17 protein-coding genes are annotated in these 18,359 nt (G+C 66.6%); 6 read left to right on the forward strand and 11 right to left on the reverse strand.

Features of this window, described 5'->3' with window-relative positions; genetic code table 11:
• The first annotated feature begins 75 nt into the window (after positions 1–75).
• On the forward strand, positions 76–876 hold the full coding sequence (locus tag ACP153_RS18480) for a uracil-DNA glycosylase (protein WP_424972495.1): 801 nt from the start codon (positions 76–78) through the stop codon (positions 874–876).
• A complete protein-coding gene (gene moaB, locus ACP153_RS18485; RefSeq protein ID WP_424972496.1) occupies positions 873–1,415 on the forward strand; it encodes a molybdenum cofactor biosynthesis protein B in 543 nt (180 codons plus the stop codon). Before ACP153_RS18480 ends, moaB begins: the two co-directional genes overlap by 4 nt.
• 371 nt (positions 1,416–1,786) lie before the next feature.
• On the opposite strand, the gene ACP153_RS18490 is transcribed toward moaB, so the two are convergent.
• From ACP153_RS18490 to ACP153_RS18505, 4 genes are read right to left on the reverse strand one after another with little or no spacing between them, the layout of a single operon-like run.
• A complete protein-coding gene (locus tag ACP153_RS18490; RefSeq protein ID WP_424972497.1) occupies positions 1,787–2,383 on the reverse strand; it encodes a hypothetical protein in 597 nt (198 codons plus the stop codon).
• A gap of 17 nt (positions 2,384–2,400) precedes the next feature.
• The gene (locus tag ACP153_RS18495; protein WP_424972498.1) at positions 2,401–2,538 is read right to left on the reverse strand and encodes an aa3-type cytochrome c oxidase subunit IV; all 138 of its coding nucleotides are present in this window, start codon (positions 2,536–2,538) and stop codon (positions 2,401–2,403) included.
• A 56-nt stretch (positions 2,539–2,594) separates the two neighbouring features.
• Positions 2,595–3,680 (reverse strand): MBL fold metallo-hydrolase, encoded by a 1,086-nt coding sequence (locus ACP153_RS18500; RefSeq protein WP_424972499.1) that lies wholly within the window; start codon positions 3,678–3,680, stop codon positions 2,595–2,597.
• 34 nt (positions 3,681–3,714) lie between these two features.
• A complete protein-coding gene (locus ACP153_RS18505) occupies positions 3,715–5,430 on the reverse strand; it encodes an acyl-CoA dehydrogenase (protein WP_424972500.1) in 1,716 nt (571 codons plus the stop codon).
• A gap of 146 nt (positions 5,431–5,576) precedes the next feature.
• Between ACP153_RS18505 and ACP153_RS18510 the strand changes: the two genes are divergently transcribed.
• On the forward strand, positions 5,577–6,533 hold the full coding sequence (locus ACP153_RS18510; RefSeq protein WP_424972501.1) for an L-threonylcarbamoyladenylate synthase: 957 nt from the start codon (positions 5,577–5,579) through the stop codon (positions 6,531–6,533).
• A 75-nt stretch (positions 6,534–6,608) separates the two neighbouring features.
• On the forward strand, positions 6,609–7,127 hold the full coding sequence (locus ACP153_RS18515; protein WP_424972502.1) for a GNAT family N-acetyltransferase: 519 nt from the start codon (positions 6,609–6,611) through the stop codon (positions 7,125–7,127).
• Positions 7,128–7,137: 10 nt separating this feature from the next.
• On the opposite strand, the gene ACP153_RS18520 is transcribed toward ACP153_RS18515, so the two are convergent.
• Positions 7,138–7,716 carry a YqgE/AlgH family protein gene (locus ACP153_RS18520; RefSeq protein WP_424972503.1) on the reverse strand — a complete coding sequence of 193 codons (579 nt, stop codon included), beginning with the start codon at positions 7,714–7,716 and terminating at the stop codon, positions 7,138–7,140.
• 133 nt (positions 7,717–7,849) lie between these two features.
• Between ACP153_RS18520 and ACP153_RS18525 the strand changes: the two genes are divergently transcribed.
• A complete protein-coding gene (locus ACP153_RS18525) occupies positions 7,850–8,674 on the forward strand; it encodes a protein-disulfide reductase DsbD domain-containing protein (protein ID WP_424972504.1) in 825 nt (274 codons plus the stop codon).
• 35 nt (positions 8,675–8,709) lie between these two features.
• Here the strand turns inward: ACP153_RS18525 and ACP153_RS18530 are convergent, their stop codons facing one another.
• From ACP153_RS18530 to greA, 6 genes are all read right to left on the reverse strand, one after another.
• A complete protein-coding gene (locus ACP153_RS18530; protein ID WP_424972505.1) occupies positions 8,710–12,114 on the reverse strand; it encodes an efflux RND transporter permease subunit in 3,405 nt (1,134 codons plus the stop codon).
• Between the two features lies 1 nt (position 12,115).
• The gene (locus tag ACP153_RS18535) at positions 12,116–13,576 is read right to left on the reverse strand and encodes an efflux RND transporter periplasmic adaptor subunit (protein ID WP_424972506.1); all 1,461 of its coding nucleotides are present in this window, start codon (positions 13,574–13,576) and stop codon (positions 12,116–12,118) included.
• 93 nt (positions 13,577–13,669) lie between these two features.
• The gene (locus ACP153_RS18540; protein WP_424972507.1) at positions 13,670–14,002 is read right to left on the reverse strand and encodes an AzlD domain-containing protein; all 333 of its coding nucleotides are present in this window, start codon (positions 14,000–14,002) and stop codon (positions 13,670–13,672) included.
• Positions 13,999–14,718, reverse strand: a complete 720-nt coding sequence (locus ACP153_RS18545) for an AzlC family ABC transporter permease (protein ID WP_424972508.1) — start codon at positions 14,716–14,718, stop codon at positions 13,999–14,001. Before ACP153_RS18545 ends, ACP153_RS18540 begins: the two co-directional genes overlap by 4 nt.
• A 226-nt stretch (positions 14,719–14,944) precedes the next feature.
• Positions 14,945–16,000 carry a hypothetical protein gene (locus ACP153_RS18550; protein ID WP_424972509.1) on the reverse strand — a complete coding sequence of 352 codons (1,056 nt, stop codon included), beginning with the start codon at positions 15,998–16,000 and terminating at the stop codon, positions 14,945–14,947.
• Between the two features lie 23 nt (positions 16,001–16,023).
• The gene (gene greA, locus ACP153_RS18555) at positions 16,024–16,494 is read right to left on the reverse strand and encodes a transcription elongation factor GreA (protein ID WP_424972510.1); all 471 of its coding nucleotides are present in this window, start codon (positions 16,492–16,494) and stop codon (positions 16,024–16,026) included.
• 214 nt (positions 16,495–16,708) lie between these two features.
• On the opposite strand from greA, the gene ACP153_RS18560 reads away from it, so the two are divergent.
• Positions 16,709–18,358 (forward strand): electron transfer flavoprotein-ubiquinone oxidoreductase, encoded by a 1,650-nt coding sequence (locus tag ACP153_RS18560; protein WP_424972511.1) that lies wholly within the window; start codon positions 16,709–16,711, stop codon positions 18,356–18,358.
• Position 18,359: the final 1 nt, after the last annotated feature.

The raw sequence follows: 18,359 nt of genomic DNA on the forward strand, positions 1-18,359 counted from the left end.
GTCGGGCGGGCAAGGGGAGGGGGGCGGTCTACACATCCGATTGCGGCGCCGCGTCGCGCTGGGTAGGGTCGCGCCATGGATCAGGAGCTGGATTATCACGCCCTGCGCGCGGCGCTGGAATGGCAGGTGGAGCTTGGGGCGACCGAGGCCATTGGAGATGTGCCCGTGGACCGCACGGCGATCCCGGCAAGCGCCCCGAAGCAGGCGCCGGCGGCGGCGTCTGGCACGCCAGACGCCGCGGACCCGCCCCCGGTCAGCGATCCGGTGCAGCAGGCGCTGTCGGATGCGCGGGTCGCGTCCGCGCGGTCAGAGACTCTGACCGCGCTCCGGGAGGCCCTGGCCGCCTATCCCCATTGCGAGTTGCGCAAGGGGGCGCGGAACCTTGTCTTTGCCGATGGCCAACCCGGGGCGCGGGTGATGATCCTCGGCGAGGCCCCGGGCCGGGATGAGGACCGCGAAGGCCGCCCCTTTGTCGGGCGCGCGGGGCAGCTTCTCGACCGGATGTTCAACGCCATCGGCCTCTCCCGCACGGATCCGGACCCGGCCAAGGGGCTCTATATCACCAATGTCCTGCCCTGGCGTCCGCCTCAGAACCGCGACCCGCGCCCGGATGAGATCGCGATGATGATGCCCTTCGTGCAGCGCCATGTGGCGCTGGTCGATCCGGATATCCTTGTGCTGATGGGCAATATCTCCTGCCAGGCCGCGCTGGGCCGCAAGGGCATTACCCGTCTGCGCGGCCAGTGGACCGAGGCCATGGACCGCCCGGTCCTGCCCATGTTCCACCCGGCCTTCCTGCTGCGCCAACCGGCCCAGAAACGCGCCACCTGGGCGGATCTGCTCAGCCTGCAAGCCAAACTCCGAGGTCTGTCATGAGCCGTATCGACGAGAGCAAACCCTTCATGCCCATGAAGATCGCGGTGCTCGCGGTCTCGGACACGCGGTCCCTCGCGGAGGATCGCTCGGGCCAGACCCTTGTGGACCGGATCGAAGGGGCGGGGCATGTGCTCGCTGCTCGTACCATCCTGCGCGACGAGCGGGCTGAGATCGCGGCCCAGCTCCGCGCCTGGTGCGCGGATCCGGAGATTGACGTGGTGCTCAGCACCGGCGGCACCGGGCTCACCGGCCGGGATGTGACGGTGGAGGCCCATCGCGACGTCTATGAGAAGGAGATCGAGGCCTTTGGCACGGTCTTCACCATCGTCTCCATGCAGAAGATCGGCACCTCCGCCGTGCAATCGCGGGCCTGCGGGGGCGTGGCCAATGGCACCTATCTCTTTGCGCTGCCGGGCAGCACCGGGGCCTGCAAGGACGCCTGGGACGAGATCCTGCAATGGCAGTTCGACTACCGCCACCGCCCCTGCAACTTCGTGGAAATCCTACCCCGGCTGGACGAACACCTGCGCCGCAAGTGAGGGCTGAGGGGCCGCTCAGGCCTTAGGAAGGATCGCGCTACCTCAGATCGTCCGTGGACCGGGTGACTCTGCGCATCCATCGCGACTGGGTGCCCGTCGGGCCGTTGCGCGACGGTCAATAGCTTTCGGTCATCCGTCGGGCTGATCAGCCACCCACTGAGCGGATCGGTCAGCCATAGCCGCTGGTCGGCGGTCAAGATCATCTGTTTGGTGCCCCCGTCACATTCGCCCGGCGCAGAGCGGTGCGCGATCTCGCGTCAGGCACGGGATTGCGCCTAGCGGCATCCGTCCCACCGTTCCGCATTGGGAGACGGCGAAGCCGGGGGCTCGCTATCGGGCCACTCTCCTCGCAAGGTCAGGATCTGAGAGGCTTATTGCACCACGCGCAGCGGGTTCGTGCGATCGGCGTCGTCATCATCGTAATAGGTCTTGGTCTCGACACCGGGCAGGGTGGCAAACTCTTCCATGATGGTGACTGGCCACCATGTGGTGCTCAGGCTTTCAAAGCCTGGAAACTCGCGCAGGATGGAGGAGGTCACTCGGGCGCAATTGGCCTTGCCCACGGCGCCATTGGCAGCAAAGGCCGCGATCATCGCATCGGCGGTGGCGGCGTCGACCTCAATACGCTGCTCCACCACGCTCCAGTCTTCGCGGGCATGGTAGTCGATGTAATGATTTTCGAGCCAGGGGGTGATCCCGTAATGCAGGTCATTGCGCTCGGGGGATTGCGGATACCACCAGGTTCCCGCTGGATCCCAGATGACCCGCTCGCTCCCATCGATGAGGAGCGCCGTGTGCCCGCCCTCGCCGGAGCGAATGCGGATCACCGTATAGAGTGTGACCGAGGTGGTGCCGCCATCCGCATAGCGGAACTGGCTCACCTCGGCGTCAGTGGCCCATTCGGACGCGCCGCCACAGGCCGTCAGACCGAGGGTCGCACCCAGCAAGAGCCATGAAGTCAGGCGCATGGCTGGGCGATCCCGGCTTAGCCGTTGACCATATAGATGAAGATCAGCAGGGCGATGATGATGATCGTCGACCATTTCGTAATGGCGATGAAGCCATTGAAGGTCTTTTCCTGCTCGGTCGTGTCCATGGTGCCGTGCTTGTGCTCTTCGGCCATGATGTGTCTCCCGTTCGCGTTTGTCCCGACCCGCCTAGCCGATCCGGAGGCTGGTGTCACGTGGCCTGCGCGGGCGCAGAGGGGGCTAGGGCCTCTGTCGCGACAGCGTGCCACAGCCGGACCCCATCCGCGCGCAGGGTGAAATCCGCCTGCCCCGTGGCCCGCAAGTGGTTGAGATGGGCGATCGCCTCGACCAGCGCGAGCCCGTATGTGTCGCCTGTGATCGTCCGTTTGAAGAGCAGCGGAAAGCATTCGGGGGCCGTCCGGGGTGTCTCGGCCAGAAAGGTCAGAAGCCGGGGCAGGGCGTTGTGGTGGTTCTCGATCAGCTGCCGCAACCGCATGGGCAGCCCGGTGAAGGGCAGCTTGTGGCCGGGCAGAACGAGCTGTTCTTCGGTCGCATAGGCCTGCAGCCGCGTACAGCTTTCGAGCCAACCGCTCAGGGGGTCGGCCTCGGGCTCGGTCGCGTAGACCCCGATATTGGGCGAGATCGTCGAAAGGAGCTGGTCGCCACCGAGGACCAGCGCGCCATCGGTGCTCCAGAGGGTGGCATGTTCGGGCGCGTGGCCATGGCCGATATGGACGATCCAGTCGCGCCCGCCCGCGTGGATCCGGTCGCCCTTCTGCAGGCGGGTATAGCCCAGGGGCATGGGGGCGACGATATCGGCAAAGTTGAACGGGCGCTCGGCGGCGCGCTGGGCGAGGATTTCGGGGTCCATCCCGGCGCGCTTCCAGAATTCCAGCGTCTCCGGCGTGGGCAGGGCCTGCTCATCCAGGGTCAGCATCCGCGCCATGAGCCAGGCGGTGCGCGTGGTCAGCAGCTCCGCGCCATGGGCGCTCTGGAACCAGCCGGCGCAGCCCATATGGTCGGGATGGTGATGGGTGACGATCACCCGGCGCACCGGCTTGCCCGCAAGCGGCCCGGCCATGATTTCTTCCCACAGCGCGCGGGAGCGGCGGCTGAACACCCCGGTATCCACGATGGTCCAGCCATCGCCATCATCCAGCGCGAAGACATTCACATGGTCGAGCACCATGGGCAAAGGCAGCCGGAGCCAGAGCACGCCCGGCGCCACATCAATAGCGGTGCCCGGCGCGGGCGGGGTGTCAAACGGTGTCCGCAGGGGGCCCAGAGGTTTGTTCATCGGCTTCTTCGCGTGGCTCGGTCATGCAGCCGCATCAGGCAACGAGATCCTCGGCGCTCAACGCGTAGAGGTCCTTATCCCCCGCAAGGGCCTGACGGGCAAGGGCCGCATGTTCTGGCAAAAGCCGCAGGACAAAGAACCGCGCCAGATCCGAGCGCGGGCCCGACCCGCCCTCGGCCAGGGCCGCCGCGAGATGGGCATGGCCGCCCAGAACCCGGGCAGTGGCCGCAAGGAAGGGGCTCGCCCCCGCAAAGCGCGCATTCAGCCGCGTCTCGGCCACCAGCGCTTCGGTCGTCTCGCGCAGGGTCTCGCAGGCCTGCCAGACAGGCTCGGCCAGATCGGGCAGGCTCGCGCGGGCGGTCTCGGCCAGCGTCTCGATCTCGTCCAGAAGCCGGGCCATGGCCTCGCCGCCATCGCTCAGCTTGCGGCCCACCAGATCCATCGCCTGAATGCCGTTCGTGCCCTCATAGATCGCCGTCACCCGCACATCGCGCAGGAATTGCGCGGCCCCGGTCTCCTCGATCACGCCCATGCCGCCATGGACCTGCAGGCCCAGATCCGAGACGCGGATCCCGGTCTCAGTCCCATAGGCCTTGCAAATCGGGGTCAGGAGCGCCGCCCGCGCGGCCCATTGGCCACTGCCCGTGGCATCGCTCATATCCGTGGCCACCGCGGTTGAGAGTGCGATGGCGCGGGCGGCAAATGTCTCGGCCCGCATGGTCAGCAGCATCCGGCGCACATCCGCATGGGCGAGGATAGTCGCTTCATCCTCGATCGGGGTGCGGCCCTGCTTGCGCTCCTGGGCGTAGTGCAGGGCGTGTTGATAGGCGGCTTCGGCCACGCCAATCCCCTGCACCCCGACACCGAGCCTTGCATTGTTCATCATGGTGAACATGGCGCGCATCCCACCATGCTCCGGCCCCACGAGCCAGCCGGTCGCGCCGTCATACTGCATCACCGCCGTGGGGCTGCCATGGAGGCCCATCTTATGCTCGAGGCTGACGACCTTGAGGCTGTTGGCCATGCCCGCCGCCCCCTCTGCATCGGGCAGGCGTTTGGGCACCAGAAAGAGGCTGATCCCCTTTGTCCCCGGGCCGCCATCGGGCAGGCGCGCAAGCACGAGGTGACAGACATTCTCGGTGAAGTCGTTGTCGCCCCAGCTGATATAGATCTTCTGCCCGGTGATCGCGTAGGTGCCGTCGCCATTGGGCACCGCCTTGGTGCTGAGCGCGCCCACATCCGATCCGGCCTGGGGCTCGGTCAGGTTCATGGTGCCGGACCATTCGCCTGAAACGAGCTTGGGCAGGTAGAGCGCCTTGATCTCCTCCGAGGCGTGGGCCTCCAGCGCCTCGATCTGGCCCTGGGTCATCAGCGGGGCAAGCTGCAGGGACAGGCACGCGCTCGACAGCATTTCGTTCATGCAGGTGGTCAGCGCCATGGGCAGGCCCATCCCGCCAAATGCGGGATCGGCGGACATGCCCACCCAGCCACCTTCGGCAATCGCGCCATAGCCCTCTGCATAGCCCGGCGAGGTCCTTACCACCCCGTTCTCGAGCCGTGCGGGATGCAGATCGCCCACCCGCTGCAGGGGCGCAATCTCGGTCTCGCAAAGCTTCCCCGCCTCGCTCAGGATCGCCTCGGTCAGGTCTGGGGTCGTTTCGGCAAAGCGCGCGGTCGCCTGCACGGCCGGGAAGCCCACCACATGCTCTAGCAGGAAGCGGAAGTCGCGGAGGGGGGCAGTATAGGGCATGGAGCCTCCTTTGTGCCGACCGGTCGCAGGCGCGCTGGTCTTGGCAGGCGCGCGGTGTCGGTTTATGGGCTGATCGCTGAGAGGGACCTTAGGCAGCGGGCGCAGGCCCCTCAAATGAAACGCAGCGTCACGAAAGGGGCCGCGCGGTGCAGACCAGACGTCTTGATCCCAGCGATGCGGGGCTTGCCACCGCGGCAGAGATCCTGCGCGATGGCGGGCGCGTGGCCTTCCCGACCGAGACGGTCTACGGGCTCGGCGCCGATGCGCGCCAGGAGGCTGCGGTGGCCGGGATCTATGCCGCCAAGGGCCGTCCGAGCTTCAACCCGCTGATCGTGCATCTCCCGGATCTGGAGGCTGCGGGGCAGGTGGCCGAAGTGACCCCATTGGCCGAGCGTCTCGCCGGGGCCTTCTGGCCCGGGGCCCTGACCCTCGTGCTGCCCTTGCGGGCGGGGGCGGGGATATCACCGCTGGTCACGGCAGGGCTCGATACCGTGGCCATCCGTGTGCCCGCCCATCCCGTGGCGCGTGCCTTGCTGGAGGCGTTTGGCGGTCCGGTGGCGGCCCCCTCGGCAAACCCCTCGGGGCAGGTCAGCCCGACCCGGGCGGATCACGTGCTGCAGGGGCTCGATGGTCGGATCGAAGCAGTTCTGGATGGCGGTGCCTGCCCGGTTGGCGTCGAGTCTACGATCGTATCGCTGATCGGAGATGCACCACGGCTGCTGCGCCCGGGCGGTGTGACGCTAGAGGCTTTGGAGGCCGCGCTCGGCCAACCCGTGCCCGAGGGTGGGCCCGCCGGGGCGCAGCCCACGGCGCCGGGGCAGTTGGCCTCGCACTACGCGCCCGAGGCTGCCGTGCGCTTGAACGTGACCGAACCCGGAGCGGAGGAGATCTGGCTGGGTTTCGGGCCGGAATGTGCCGGCGCGCTCCTGTCCCTCTCCGAAACCGGGGACCTGGGGGAGGCCGCGGCGGCGCTCTTTCACGCCCTGCGCGCCGTGGATGCCCTGGCCGAGGGCCGCGGGATCGCTGTGGCCCCGGTCCCTGAGATCGGGCTCGGGCGCGCGATCAATGACCGGCTGCGTCGGGCCGCAGCTCCCCGCGATTGATCCGCGCCGGAGATTGACCCCTCACGCGCCCCGTGCTCGATTGCGGGCGCAGGGGCAAGTTGGCGAGGCGGCGGTATGGAATTCCGAGAGACAACATCACAGGATCGGGCGGCGCTCCTCGCGCTCTATCTCAAGGCCTTTCCCGAGGAGGATCTGACGGCACTGGCCGCAGAGCTTCTGGATCGAGCAGGGGACGAGATCCTGTCCCTCGCAGCGGTCGAGGAGGGCGAGATGCTCGGCCACGTGGTCTTCACCCGCTGCGCACCTCAGGGCGATGGACGCCGCGGCGCCCTGCTCGGCCCGCTGCTGGCGACGCCGGAGCGCCACGGGCAAGGGATCGGCTCCGCGCTCGTCGCGGCCGGGCACGCTCGGCTCGATGCCGAGGGCGTGGCCGAGGTGCTTGTCCTTGGCGATCCCGACTATTACGGGCGGTTCGGCTTTGCGCAGTCCGACAGGGTCACCGCCCCGTATCCGCTGCCTGCAGACTGGGCGCCCGCCTGGCAATCCCTCCGGCTCAGCGATCGTGAAGGGTTGAAACCCGGTCCGCTCGACGTCCCGGAGGTCTGGCGCAACCCGGTCTATTGGGGCCCTTGATCGCCGGGTCTCAGGCCCGCCCCCCGGTCGCCGAGAGCATCAGGGGATCAATCCCGAGGCTTGCGAGCGCCATGTGCCATTTCCGGTCCGGATCTGGCGAAAACACGATCTCCGGTGCCGCATCACAGGTCAGCCAACCATTGCGCTGCAGCTCATCCTCGAGCTGTCCCGGACCCCAACCCGCATAGCCCAAAGCCAGGAAACAGCGGATCGGCCCATCGCCCCGGGACAGATCCTCCAGCACATCGAGCGTGGCGGTCATGCCGAAGGCGTCATCCACCTGCAGGGTGGACTCGTTCCCGGAATAGTCTGCGGAATGGAGCACGAAGCCGCGTCCCCCTTCCACCGGCCCGCCATAATGTACCGCAACCGCAGGCGCCTCGGCGGGCGGGGGCGCGATTTTCAACTGCGCCAGAAGATCCGAGAATTTCAGTTCCGGGGTGGGCTTGTTCACGATCAACCCCATCGCCCCATCATCCGAATGGGCGCAAATGAAGACGACACTATGCTCAAACCGCGGATCCCCCATTCCGGGCATCGCGATGAGGAGCTTTCCGCTCAGGCTGTCTGTGGTGTTCCGCTCGTCCATGGGCCGAAAATGGGGGGCCTCTCAGCCCGTTACAATAGGCGCTTTGTCTCACGCAGGCTGTGCGCAGAGGTCTCACGGAGTATCTCCGAAACGTGATTTCCGTTCGGCGTCGCCATGGCTAGGATCGCCCATCATGACACATGCTCTCTCTCTTCGCCCCATGCTCGGGGTCTGCGCCCTCGCGGCATCCAGCCTCCTGCCGGTGACCCTTGCCGGGTCAGCTGCGGCGCAAGGCTTCGGCAATCCGGATGTGGTGCAGGTCGACGTGCTGCCGGGGTGGCGCGAAGCGGATGGAACCCACTATGCCGGGATCCGGATCCGGCTTGCGCCCGGGTGGAAAACCTATTGGCGCACGCCGGGTGATGGCGGGATCCCCCCGCATTTCGATCTGGCGGGCTCCGACAACCTCGCCAGTTTCGCGCCGCATATGCCCCGCCCGACAGTGTTTGACGAGGATGGTCTGCGCTCCGTGGGCTACAAGACCGAGGTTGTCTTTCCCCTGCGCCTCTCCGCCGAAGAGGCGGCGGCGCCGATTGTCCTGAACGGCTCGCTCTTTATCGGGGTCTGCGAAGAGATTTGCATGCCCGCAGAGGTCCAACTGCAGGCGGAGCTGACCGCCCCGGGCCAGAGTAGCGCCTTGATCGCAACCGCCCTCGCGGCGCAACCCGAGCCTCTGGACGTCCAGATGACCTGTGCCTTTGAGCCGACGGAGAACGGGCTGCGGGTCCGCGCCAGCGTGGCCGCACCGGAAGAAACCGGTGAGGTTGCGGTGCTCGAACTGTCGGACCCGATGCTCTGGGTCTCGCATGCGACGACCACGCGCGCGGCGGGGCGGGTGACCGCCGAGGCCGAGATCGTCTCGGGCCATGATGGTCCGATCCAGATCGCCCGTGATGATCTGCGTCTCACGCTGATCTCGAAAGACGCGGCCTATGACGTGCAAGGCTGCCGCTCCTGACAAGGCGCGCAATCGCGACTTCCGCTCTCTCGTGATCAGGACGCCCCGGGCGGTGGGTTCGCTACCCGCGCGCGGCGCAGGCCGTGCGCGAGGGCGCCGATCACCCAACTGATCAGCGCGATCACCGCAATCCCGGCGAGGAACACGAGGAAGGTCGCCATGGGGCCCGACAGACCCGCCGGGGCCAGCCCGGCAAGCGCCGGTGGCAGGGCGCCGGTCACGAAGCTCACCCCGAAGGTGGCCGCCAGCCAGACCGCGCCCAGCAGCGCCGCCACAAGGGTGGCACGCCCGGCGCTGCCCGTCCGGCGCGGCGCGAGCACGGCGCGCCGCAGCGCGGTGATCTGACGTCCGATATCCTGCTGCATTGCCATCACCGCAGGCACCAGAACGAGCACCAGCACCATCCCGAAGCCGAGGCCATAGACCAGCGTGATCACCGTCGGTTTGAGGAACTGCGCCTGCTGTGAGCCTTCATAGAGCAGTGGCGTGAGGCCCAGCACCGTGGTCAGCGTCGTCAGCAGCACCGGGCGCAGCCGGTCCACGGCCCCGTCGATGATCGCGGGCACAAGCCCACGTTCCTTGCCATATTCATCGATGGTCGTGACCAGCACGATACTGTCATTGATGATGATCCCGGCCATGCCGATCAGGCCCACGACAGAGAACATCGACAGCGGCACATCCCAGATGTAGTGCCCCCAGATCGCGCCGATAAAGCCGAAGGGGATCACCATCATCACCACAGCCGGGCGGGTCCAGCTCGAGAAAATCCAGGCAAGGCAGAGATAGATCCCGATCAGGCAGAGCAGAAAGCCGAGTGTCGCGTCCGTCAGGAAGTCGCGCTCCTGCTCCGCAAGGCCCGATTGCACGTAGTTGACGCCGTAAACCTCCTGGATCCGGGGCAAGTGCTCCTCGGTGAGGGCCTCGTTGATCTCGACGGCCCGCATGGCATTGTCACCCGAGATATCGCCCGAGACCGTCACCACGCGCAGGCCGTTCTCGCGCTGGATCCGCGAGAACCCGTCCTGACTGCGCACAGAGACGATATCGGCGAGGGGGACATAGGCCCCGCTCGGCGTGCGCAGCTGCATCCGGTCGAGGAAGTCCGACCCCAGCTCCCGCGCGGGCAGCTCCACCCGGATCTCGGCTGTACGGGTCCCCGACGGGTAGGTCGCAGCCTCGATCCCGTTGAGACGGTTGCGCAACTCGCGCCCCAGCGCCTCGATATCAAAGCCGAGCTGGCTGCCGATGGGCGTCAGCTCCAGAACCAGCTCCTCCTTGTCATAGGAGAGGCTGTCCTCCAGGGCCGACACTTCCGGATAGATCGCCATGGCGGTCTTCAGGGCTTCGGCGGCGTCCTTCAGGGTCTGGGTATCGGCCCCGTAGAACTCCACCGAAAGGGCATCGCCACCGGGACCGGAGCGCCAGCCTCGGAAGCTCAGGGTCTCAAGCTTGGGGTGGCGCGGAACGGCGTCTTGCAGCTCGGCGAGGAAGGCGAAGGAGGAATAGGGCCGCAGATCCGCATCGATCAGATCAATGGCGATCGAGCCCAATTGGTCAGTGTCCTTCGTGTCGGCCCCGGCAAGCCCGCGCCCGGTGGTGCCACCCACCTCCGCCAGCACGAAGGCCAGAGGGTTCACGCCGTACTCCGTCTCGTAGCGCGCGCCAAGCTCCTCCGTGGCGGTCTGGATCATGCGCATCACTTCGAAGGTGTCTTCGCGCGTGGCCCCGGGCAGCATGGCGAAATTGCCGGTGATCGAGCCGCGCTCGGGCGCGTTGAAGAAGCGCCAGGTCACATCGCCCCGAACGAAAAGCGCGGCTTGCGACAGTAGCAGGACGATCGCCCCGGCAAAGACCGGGTAGCGCGCGAGGATCACCCAGGCGATCAGGCGCCGGAACAGCACCCGCTTGACCCAGTCGAGGCCTCGGTTCACCTGCCGCGACGGCCAGTCATACCAATGCTCCTTGGCGGAGTGCGCCAGCGCATGGGCCATGTGGTTGGGCAGGATCAGGAAGCATTCCACGAGGCTGGCGATCAGCACGGCGATGACCGTGAACGGGATCGCGACGATCAGATCGCCAAAGCGTCCGTCGATGGCCGTCAGCCCGAAAAACGCGATCACGGTGGTGACCGTGGCCGAAAAGACCGGCGGTGCCATGCGGATGGCCGCGTTCTCAGCCGCGGTGGGCGCGTCCTCGCCCAGTTGGCGGGCGCGGTAATCCGCATGCTCGCCCACGACGATGGCATCATCCACCACGATCCCAAGGGTGATGATCAGCGCAAAAAGCGAGACCATGTTCAGGGTCAGCCCGCCAAGATACATCAGCGACACCGCCGCCAACATGGCCACGGGGATCCCGGCGGCCACCCAGAAGGCGGTGCGCGCATTCAGGAACAAAAAGAGTAGGGCGATGACCAGTCCGAGCCCCACGAGCCCGTTATCCAGAAGGATGTTCAGGCGGCTCGAGATCGCCTCGGCCCGGGTACGGATCAGCTCGATCTGCACGCCCTCGGGCAGATCCCCTTCAAAGGCCTCCGCCACTTCGGCCACCTGGGCCTGGATCGCGATGGCATCGCCCCGGTTGCTGCGGTCCACCCGGATCGAGATCGCGGGGTTCTCGCCCACGAAATAGGCCCGCTCCCGGTCGACGCCGCCGACAAAGATCGTCGCCACATCCCCGATGGTCAGCAGGCTGCCATCCTCATTGGTGCGCAGGGCGAGGGCGGCGATCTGATCTGCGCTGCGGGTTTCGGTCCCGGTCCGCACTCGGGCCGACCCGCCCGCCACATCGCCCGAGGGCGCGCTATCCGCCGCCCCACCAATGGCATCGGCGATCTCGCTGAGCGTGAGGTCATAGCGGATCAAATCAAGGGTCGAGACCTCCACCAGTGTCTCGGGCGCGGCAATCCCGCGGATCGTGGTTCGCGTCACCCCGGCCTCAAACAGGCGGGCGACAAACTCGTCCGAGAACCGGGCGAGCTGGTCCACACCCACTGGGCCATGGACCACCACGTCGGTGATCCGGTCGCGCCAGTTGCTGCGTCGGATCGTGGGATCCTCGGCGTCGTCGGGCAGGTCCGTGACACTGTCCACGGCCACGCGGACATCATCGGTCGCCCGGCTCATATCCCAGCCGGGCTCGAACTCGACACTCATGGTGGCGCGGCCTTCGCGCGCTGTGCTGGAGCTTTCGGTGACCCCCTCGACCGCTTGCAGCACCGGCTCGATCAGCGCGATGATCGCGCGGTCCACATCCTCGGCCCCGGCGCCATCCCAGGCTACGGTGACCGTCACATCATCGACCACCACATCGGGAAAGAACTGGGTGCGCATCTTGGGCACCACGAAGAGCCCGACCGCAAGCAGCATCACCAGAAGCAGGTTTGCCGCCGTGCGATGCCGCGTGAAATAGGACAGAAGGCCGCCAATCGCGCCCATATCAGCCTCCCATCCGGCTTTCGATCCGCGCGACCACCGCTGCCGGGACCTGCTCCTGCGTGAGTTGACCGAGCACCCGGGCCTTGGCCGCGGCGGGCATACGGGAATTGCCCTCGACAAAGGCGATCAGGCGCGCCCGGCGGTCTTCATCGAGTTCGAGCATTTCCGGGGCGGCGGCTGTGGTGAGGTCGGCCTCGGTGCGCACGGGGCGGATCTTGATGCCAGCGCCCAGGACCGGGCTGCGATCGGTGACCACCTCGCGCCCGGCGTGACCGCCCGCCCGGATGATCAGGTCATCGCCCTGACGGCGCACGATTTCGATCCGTCCGGCCTCCAACCGGTCCTCTTCTCCCAAGAGCAGTACAGCGCCCTCGGGCGAGACCGCGCTGGAGGGCAGCAGCACTACGCCCGAAAGCTCAGGCTCAGGGGCGGTAACGGTCACGAAATCGCCGGGACGAAAGGCCGGTGCCTCCGCAAGCTGCGCGAAGAGGAGCCGCCCGGTCTGTCCTTCGCCCACCAGAGCTCCGGCCCGGGTCAAGCGGCCTTGCGCCGTGATCGCCTCGCCCAGCACGTCCAGCGTCACCGCCACATCGGTCTGGCGCAGCCGCCCATCGGGCCCCAGCAGGCGCAAATACTGCGCGGCGGAGGTGCGGAACGCGACCTCGAGCGCGGTCGGGTCCACCAGTTGGGCGATCTGCTCGTTCGCGGTTACCAGCCCGCCGATCACGGCGGTTGTGGCCGTGAGCGTGCCATCGAAACTGGCGGTGAGGGTGGTATCCTCAAGATCGCGCGCCGCCTCGGCCACTTCGATCTCGCGCCGGTCCACCCGGGTCTCGGCCAGATCGATCCGCGCCTCGGAGGCCGCCAGCGCCTGTCGCCGTGACAAGAGGGCCTGCACCGCGGCGGCCTCTGCCAGTTCGGCCACCTCGACGGCGGCTTCGGTGCCCACGCCCCGGTCCTGCAGGTTGCGCTGCCGCTCCAGTGCCTGACGGCGCAGGTCAAGCTGCGCCCGGGCGGCAGAGACATCATCCACGGCCAGTTCCAGCGTCCGGATTGCATCGCGCAGATCGGCGCGCGCCTCGTCCAGATCCGTGCGGACCTTTTGTAGTGCGGTTTCCGCATCTGCCGGATCGATCTGGATCAGGACATCGCCCGCCGCCACGCGCCCTCCCTCTTCAAAGGCGGGGTGCAGGGCCAGTACCGTGCCCGCGCTCGGGGCGCGGACCTCCAGCGTTCGGCGGCTGCGGATCTCGCCATAGACCGACAGGGTCGGGGTGATCGTCTCCGGGGTGAGGCTTGCGACACTCGCTGCATAGACCCGCTCGCGCGCCGGGCGCGAGGGCCCGTCATCGGCGTTTCGGGCAGTGATGGCGTCGGACAGGATCAGACCGCCCAAGCCCAGAAGCCCCACCGTGAGTGAGAGGAGCACGAGCCCGACAAGGCTGCGGGTCAGGAAGCGCATGGCTAAGGATCTCCGGGCTTTGGGCGGTCCTGCTATTCTATACGTATGAGATAAGCGGTTCCGTCGCAGAAAAAAGCAACAATCTCGAAACCGTTAGCCGAGGAGGGCGATCACCCCATAGAGCGCAGCCCCGCCCATAAAGACCGACAGGACCACGTTCTTGGTCAAAATGCCGGCCACGAGGGTCACCGCCGCCGCCGACAGGCGGGCCGGATCCGGCTCCCCGCCCGTGGCAGCGGGCCAGAGCACAAGGGGCGCGATCAGGGCGGGGAAGACCGCCACGGAGGTATAGCGCAAGTGGCGCAGCACCCATTCCGGCAGTTCCCGCCCGCCGAGCAGACCGATGAACGAATAGCGGATCAGGAAGGTGCCGATCCCCAGCGCCACGATCAACCCCCAGAGGGTCAGGCTCGACATTTCGGTCATGGCTTGGCCTCGCGGCGGCGCGTCTGCCACAGCTCAACCCGCGCGCCCACCAGAAGGGCGCAAATGGCCGCCGCGATGATGCCGAGGCTGAAGGGCATGCCCACAAAGAGCAGCGAGAGCACCGTCGCCGTCAGGGCCGCGGCCACATGGGCGAGACTGGTCAGGGCTGGTGCGATCAGGGCCAGAAAGGTGATCGGCAGCGCGAAATCCAGCGCATAGTCCGGCGGGATCCGCGTGCCCGCCACGGCGCCGAAATAGGTTGCCGGATACCAGCAGAGGCAGATCGGCGTCGCGGCGCCCAGATGAAAGGCCAGCCGCGCGCCGAGGCTCATCTCGGGCCGGGCCTGAAACCGCGCGATGGAGACCGCGTAGGTCTGGTCCACGAGGAAATAGGCGGAGAGCGCGCGCTGCCACAGGGGCAGGGGGCCGAGATAGGGCGCGATGGAGGCCGAATACATCGCCATCCGCAGGTTCACCGCCAGCGAAGAGGCGAGGATGACCAACACCGGGGCGTTCTCGGTCATCAGCTGGATCGCCGTGAACTGGGCTGCCCCCGCGATGACGAGCATGGAAAAGCCCATGATCTCGACGATGTTCAGTCCAGCCTCGGTGCCGACCACACCAAAGAGCATGCCGAAGGGCACCACGACCAACAGGAAGGGCAGGCCGCCGCGGAGGCCGTCGAGATAGGGGCGATCAGGTCTGGCTGAGTGCATCGGGAAGATCCTTTGCCCGTTGGCTAGATCAAGCCGGAGGCAGGCGCAATCGCAGGTAACAAGGTGTGATCAGGGGGCGTGTCCCTGGTCGGAGGCGGGTCCTTTTCAGGACCCGCAGACGCGCGAGACCGGTCAGGGTCGCGCGTTTGGTCCTTCCGGAGAAGCGGGCGCTGGCTCAGGAACGGCGCGCGTCCGCCCCGACCGCCTCGGTCGGGGCCATGCAAACCTATTCGAAGGTCTTCGTCACGCGCCCCAGCAACATGAAGGCCCGGGCCGAGCGGGTATCGGCGAGCTTGATGATCTCTTCATCCGTGGCATGGGCGGCGAAGGCCGAGAAGGTTCGATCGAAATGGCGCAGGAAGTGATGGACCGTATCGCGAAAGATCGGGTCGGATTTCATGCGGGCCGAGCTCAGGGCAAGGCAGGACCGATCCCGGATCCCGCCCAGAGCCGCCACGGAGCGCCCGCGCTCCCCATCCGCGAACCGACGCCAGGCTTCGGGCTTAGCACGATCCGGCATCAGGTCATCCATGTAGATCCCGTCCTCGGACAGCAGGGTCAGCACATCCTGGGCCGAGCGGATCAGCTTGCCCGCGTTGCGATCTTCCAAAGCCCGGCGCAGGGCGCGAAACCCTTCCTTGTCCTCGGCGGTTTCGGGGAAATTCGCAGCGCGGATAAACTCCGACACCGAGATCGGTTCCCGCAGATCCTCGGGCGGCGCGTCCAGCCCGAGCGAGGGCTGCGGGTCGGGGCGGGTGCGCGGGGCCACGGGATCGGCCAAAGCTGCCTTCACCTCGGAGGGCGGGGTTGCCGCCGCACCGGCGCGGGCGCTGGCAAAGGTCACGAGCGTGCTGTCCGTGTGTCGCGTGGTCTCGGCGATCTCGTCAATCTTGCGCGCCACGGTTGGGGGCACGCTGCCCCCGCTTACCGATTGGCGCAGGGCGGTCTCGCGCATGGCTGTGAGCGCCTCCTGCAGGCGCTCGGCCTCTTCGCGCATGATCCGCGCCGTGCGCGCCACGGAGGCCGCGACCCAGATCAGGGCGATGGGCAGAAACACCGCCAGCAGGATCATCACGACCCCGAGCCCACCCGCCCCGGTCGCTGCGATGCTGGCCCCGAGATCGAGGCCGAAGAACAGCAGAAGGATTGCCGCCAGCCAGACGAGGCTGAGCGCCAGCGCGATCACCTCGATCGCCGTGATCGCCGGTTTGGGCACGTTCGGCGGGCCGGAAGACGTCCGGACACCGGCGGATCGCGCGGGGCCGGTACTCTGCTGCGCCATGTCAGGCTCCGTGCTGGGTTGCCTTACTTATACGCGATCTCGAGGATCTCGTAGGAGCGGACGCCGCCGGGGGTGCGAACCTCGACGCTGTCACCCTCTTCCTTGCCGATCAGCGCGCGGGCGATCGGGGATTTCAGGTTCAAGAGACCCTTCTCGATATCCGCCTCGGCCTCGCCGACGATCTGATAGGTCTTCTCCTCGTCCGTATCCTCATCGACGATGGTCACGGTCGCGCCGAACTTGATCGGCCCCGACAGCGTCGCGGGATCGAACACCTGCGCCAGCGACAACAGCGCCTCGAGCTCCTTCACCCGGCCCTCGATGAAACTCTGTTTCTCGCGCGCCGCGTGATACTCGGCATTTTCCGACAGATCGCCATGCTCCCGCGCTTCGGCAATCGCGCGGATCACAGCGGGACGCTCGATGGTTTTGAGCTGCTTGAGCTCGGCATCCAAAGCCGTATGACCCCGGCGGGTCATGGGGATTTTATCCATGGGTCTTTCCTGAGAAGAGCGAGTCGCAACGTGAAGATTGAACCATAATCAAGCCCGGCAATGGTGCAAGACCGCTTTCGCGCGCGAAACGTTGCGTCCAACATCGTTGCGATGTGGCGTCACAATTGACCCTTTCCGAAGGGACGGCTATCCCGTCCCGCAACATTATTTCAACGCCTCGGGATTCGCCGATGGCCAGCCAGTGTGAGAGCCAATGACCGAAGTGCAGCGCGAAGCCATGGAATATGATGTTGTGATTGTTGGGGCGGGTCCTGCGGGCCTGTCGGCAGCGATCCGGCTGAAGCAGCTCAACGCGGATCTCGATGTGGTCGTGCTGGAAAAGGGCTCCGAAGTGGGCGCACATATCCTGTCGGGTGCCGTGCTCGATCCGGTGGGTCTCGACGCGCTGATCCCCGATTGGAAAGAGAAGGGCGCGCCGATCAATGTGCCCGTGCGCGAGGACAAGTTCTACATGCTGGGCGAGGCGGGCCAGATCCGGATCCCCAACGCGCCCATGCCGCCGCTGATGAACAACCACGGGAACTATATCGTCTCCATGGGCAATGTCTGCCGCTGGATGGCTGAGCAGGCCGAGGAGATGGGTGTCGAAATCTTCCCGGGCATGGCCTGCTCCGAGCTGATCTATGGCGAGAAGGGCGAAGTGAAGGGCGTGGTCGCGGGCGAGTTCGGCAAGAACCCCGATGGCACCCCGGGCGACGGCTATGAGCCGGGCATGGAGCTCCACGGCAAGTACGTGATGCTCGGCGAGGGTGTGCGCGGCTCGCTCAGCAAGCAGGTGATCGAGAAGTTCGACCTCTCCATGGGGCGGGAGCCGCAGAAATACGGCCTCGGCATGAAGGAGATCTGGGAGATTGATCCCGCCAAGCACCGCGAAGGCTCGGTCACACACACGATGGGCTGGCCGCTGGGCAAGAATGCGGGCGGCGGATCCTTCATCTATCACCTTGATAACAATCAGGTCTATGTGGGTTTCGTGGTGCATCTGAACTACGAGAACCCCTATCTCTTCCCCTATATGGAGTTCCAGCGCTTCAAGCATCACCCGATGGTCGCGGAGCTGCTGAAGGGCGGCAAGCGCGTGGCCTATGGCGCGCGGGCGATCTCCGAGGGCGGCTATCAGTCCATGCCGAAATCCGTCTTCCCGGGCGGCGCGCTGCTGGGTTGCTCGGTCGGGTTGGTGAATGTGCCGCGGATCAAGGGGAACCATAACGCCATGCTCTCGGGCAAGGCCGCAGCCGAAGCCGCCTATGAGGCGATCACGGCGGGTCGCTCCGGCGACACGCTGGAAGGCTACGAGGCGGAGCTGCGAGACGGCCCTGTGGGCAAGGACCTCAAGAAGGTGCGCAACGTCAAACCGCTCTGGTCGAAATACGGGCTCATGGCCTCGCTCACCATGGGCGGGCTGGACATGTGGACCAACACGTGGGGCTTCTCGCTCTTCGGGACGGTCAAGCACGGCAAGACCGATGCCGAGGCCACGGGCAAAGCAGCCAAGTTCGAGCCGATCGATTATCCCAAGCCCGATGGCACGCTCAGCTTCGACCGGCTGACCAACGTGGCGTACTCCTTCACCAATCACGAGGAATCCCAGCCCGCGCACCTGACCCTGCGCGATGCGGGCGTTCCGGTGGCGCAGAACCTGCCGGATTATGCGGGCCCCTCGGCGCGCTACTGCCCGGCGGGGGTCTATGAGTTCGTCAAGGAAGAGGACAAGCCCACGCGCTTTGTCATCAACTTCCAGAACTGCGTCCACTGCAAAACCTGCGATATCAAGGATCCGGCCCAGAACATTGTCTGGACCACACCCCAGGGCGGTGACGGTCCGAACTATCCCAATATGTAAG

The sequence above is a fragment of the Dinoroseobacter sp. S76 genome (genome assembly GCF_049801095.1).
GTDB lineage: Bacteria > Pseudomonadota > Alphaproteobacteria > Rhodobacterales > Rhodobacteraceae > Dinoroseobacter.

Excerpts from the sequence above, each read along its gene's own strand:
- ACP153_RS18480 (WP_424972495.1), top strand. The coding sequence starts at position 76 with ATGGATCAGGAGCTGGATTATCACGCCCTGCGCGCGGCGCTGGAATGG.
- moaB (WP_424972496.1), top strand. The coding sequence starts at position 873 with ATGAGCCGTATCGACGAGAGCAAACCCTTCATGCCCATGAAGATCGCG.
- ACP153_RS18490 (WP_424972497.1), bottom strand. The coding sequence starts at position 2,383 with ATGCGCCTGACTTCATGGCTCTTGCTGGGTGCGACCCTCGGTCTGACG.
- ACP153_RS18495 (WP_424972498.1), bottom strand. The coding sequence starts at position 2,538 with ATGGCCGAAGAGCACAAGCACGGCACCATGGACACGACCGAGCAGGAA.
- ACP153_RS18500 (WP_424972499.1), bottom strand. The coding sequence starts at position 3,680 with ATGAACAAACCTCTGGGCCCCCTGCGGACACCGTTTGACACCCCGCCC.
- ACP153_RS18505 (WP_424972500.1), bottom strand. The coding sequence starts at position 5,430 with ATGCCCTATACTGCCCCCCTCCGCGACTTCCGCTTCCTGCTAGAGCAT.
- ACP153_RS18515 (WP_424972502.1), top strand. The coding sequence starts at position 6,609 with ATGGAATTCCGAGAGACAACATCACAGGATCGGGCGGCGCTCCTCGCG.
- ACP153_RS18520 (WP_424972503.1), bottom strand. The coding sequence starts at position 7,716 with ATGGACGAGCGGAACACCACAGACAGCCTGAGCGGAAAGCTCCTCATC.
- ACP153_RS18525 (WP_424972504.1), top strand. The coding sequence starts at position 7,850 with ATGACACATGCTCTCTCTCTTCGCCCCATGCTCGGGGTCTGCGCCCTC.
- ACP153_RS18530 (WP_424972505.1), bottom strand. The coding sequence starts at position 12,114 with ATGGGCGCGATTGGCGGCCTTCTGTCCTATTTCACGCGGCATCGCACG.
- ACP153_RS18535 (WP_424972506.1), bottom strand. The coding sequence starts at position 13,576 with ATGCGCTTCCTGACCCGCAGCCTTGTCGGGCTCGTGCTCCTCTCACTC.
- ACP153_RS18540 (WP_424972507.1), bottom strand. The coding sequence starts at position 14,002 with ATGACCGAAATGTCGAGCCTGACCCTCTGGGGGTTGATCGTGGCGCTG.
- ACP153_RS18545 (WP_424972508.1), bottom strand. The coding sequence starts at position 14,718 with ATGCACTCAGCCAGACCTGATCGCCCCTATCTCGACGGCCTCCGCGGC.
- ACP153_RS18550 (WP_424972509.1), bottom strand. The coding sequence starts at position 16,000 with ATGGCGCAGCAGAGTACCGGCCCCGCGCGATCCGCCGGTGTCCGGACG.
- greA (WP_424972510.1), bottom strand. The coding sequence starts at position 16,494 with ATGGATAAAATCCCCATGACCCGCCGGGGTCATACGGCTTTGGATGCC.
- ACP153_RS18560 (WP_424972511.1), top strand. The coding sequence starts at position 16,709 with ATGACCGAAGTGCAGCGCGAAGCCATGGAATATGATGTTGTGATTGTT.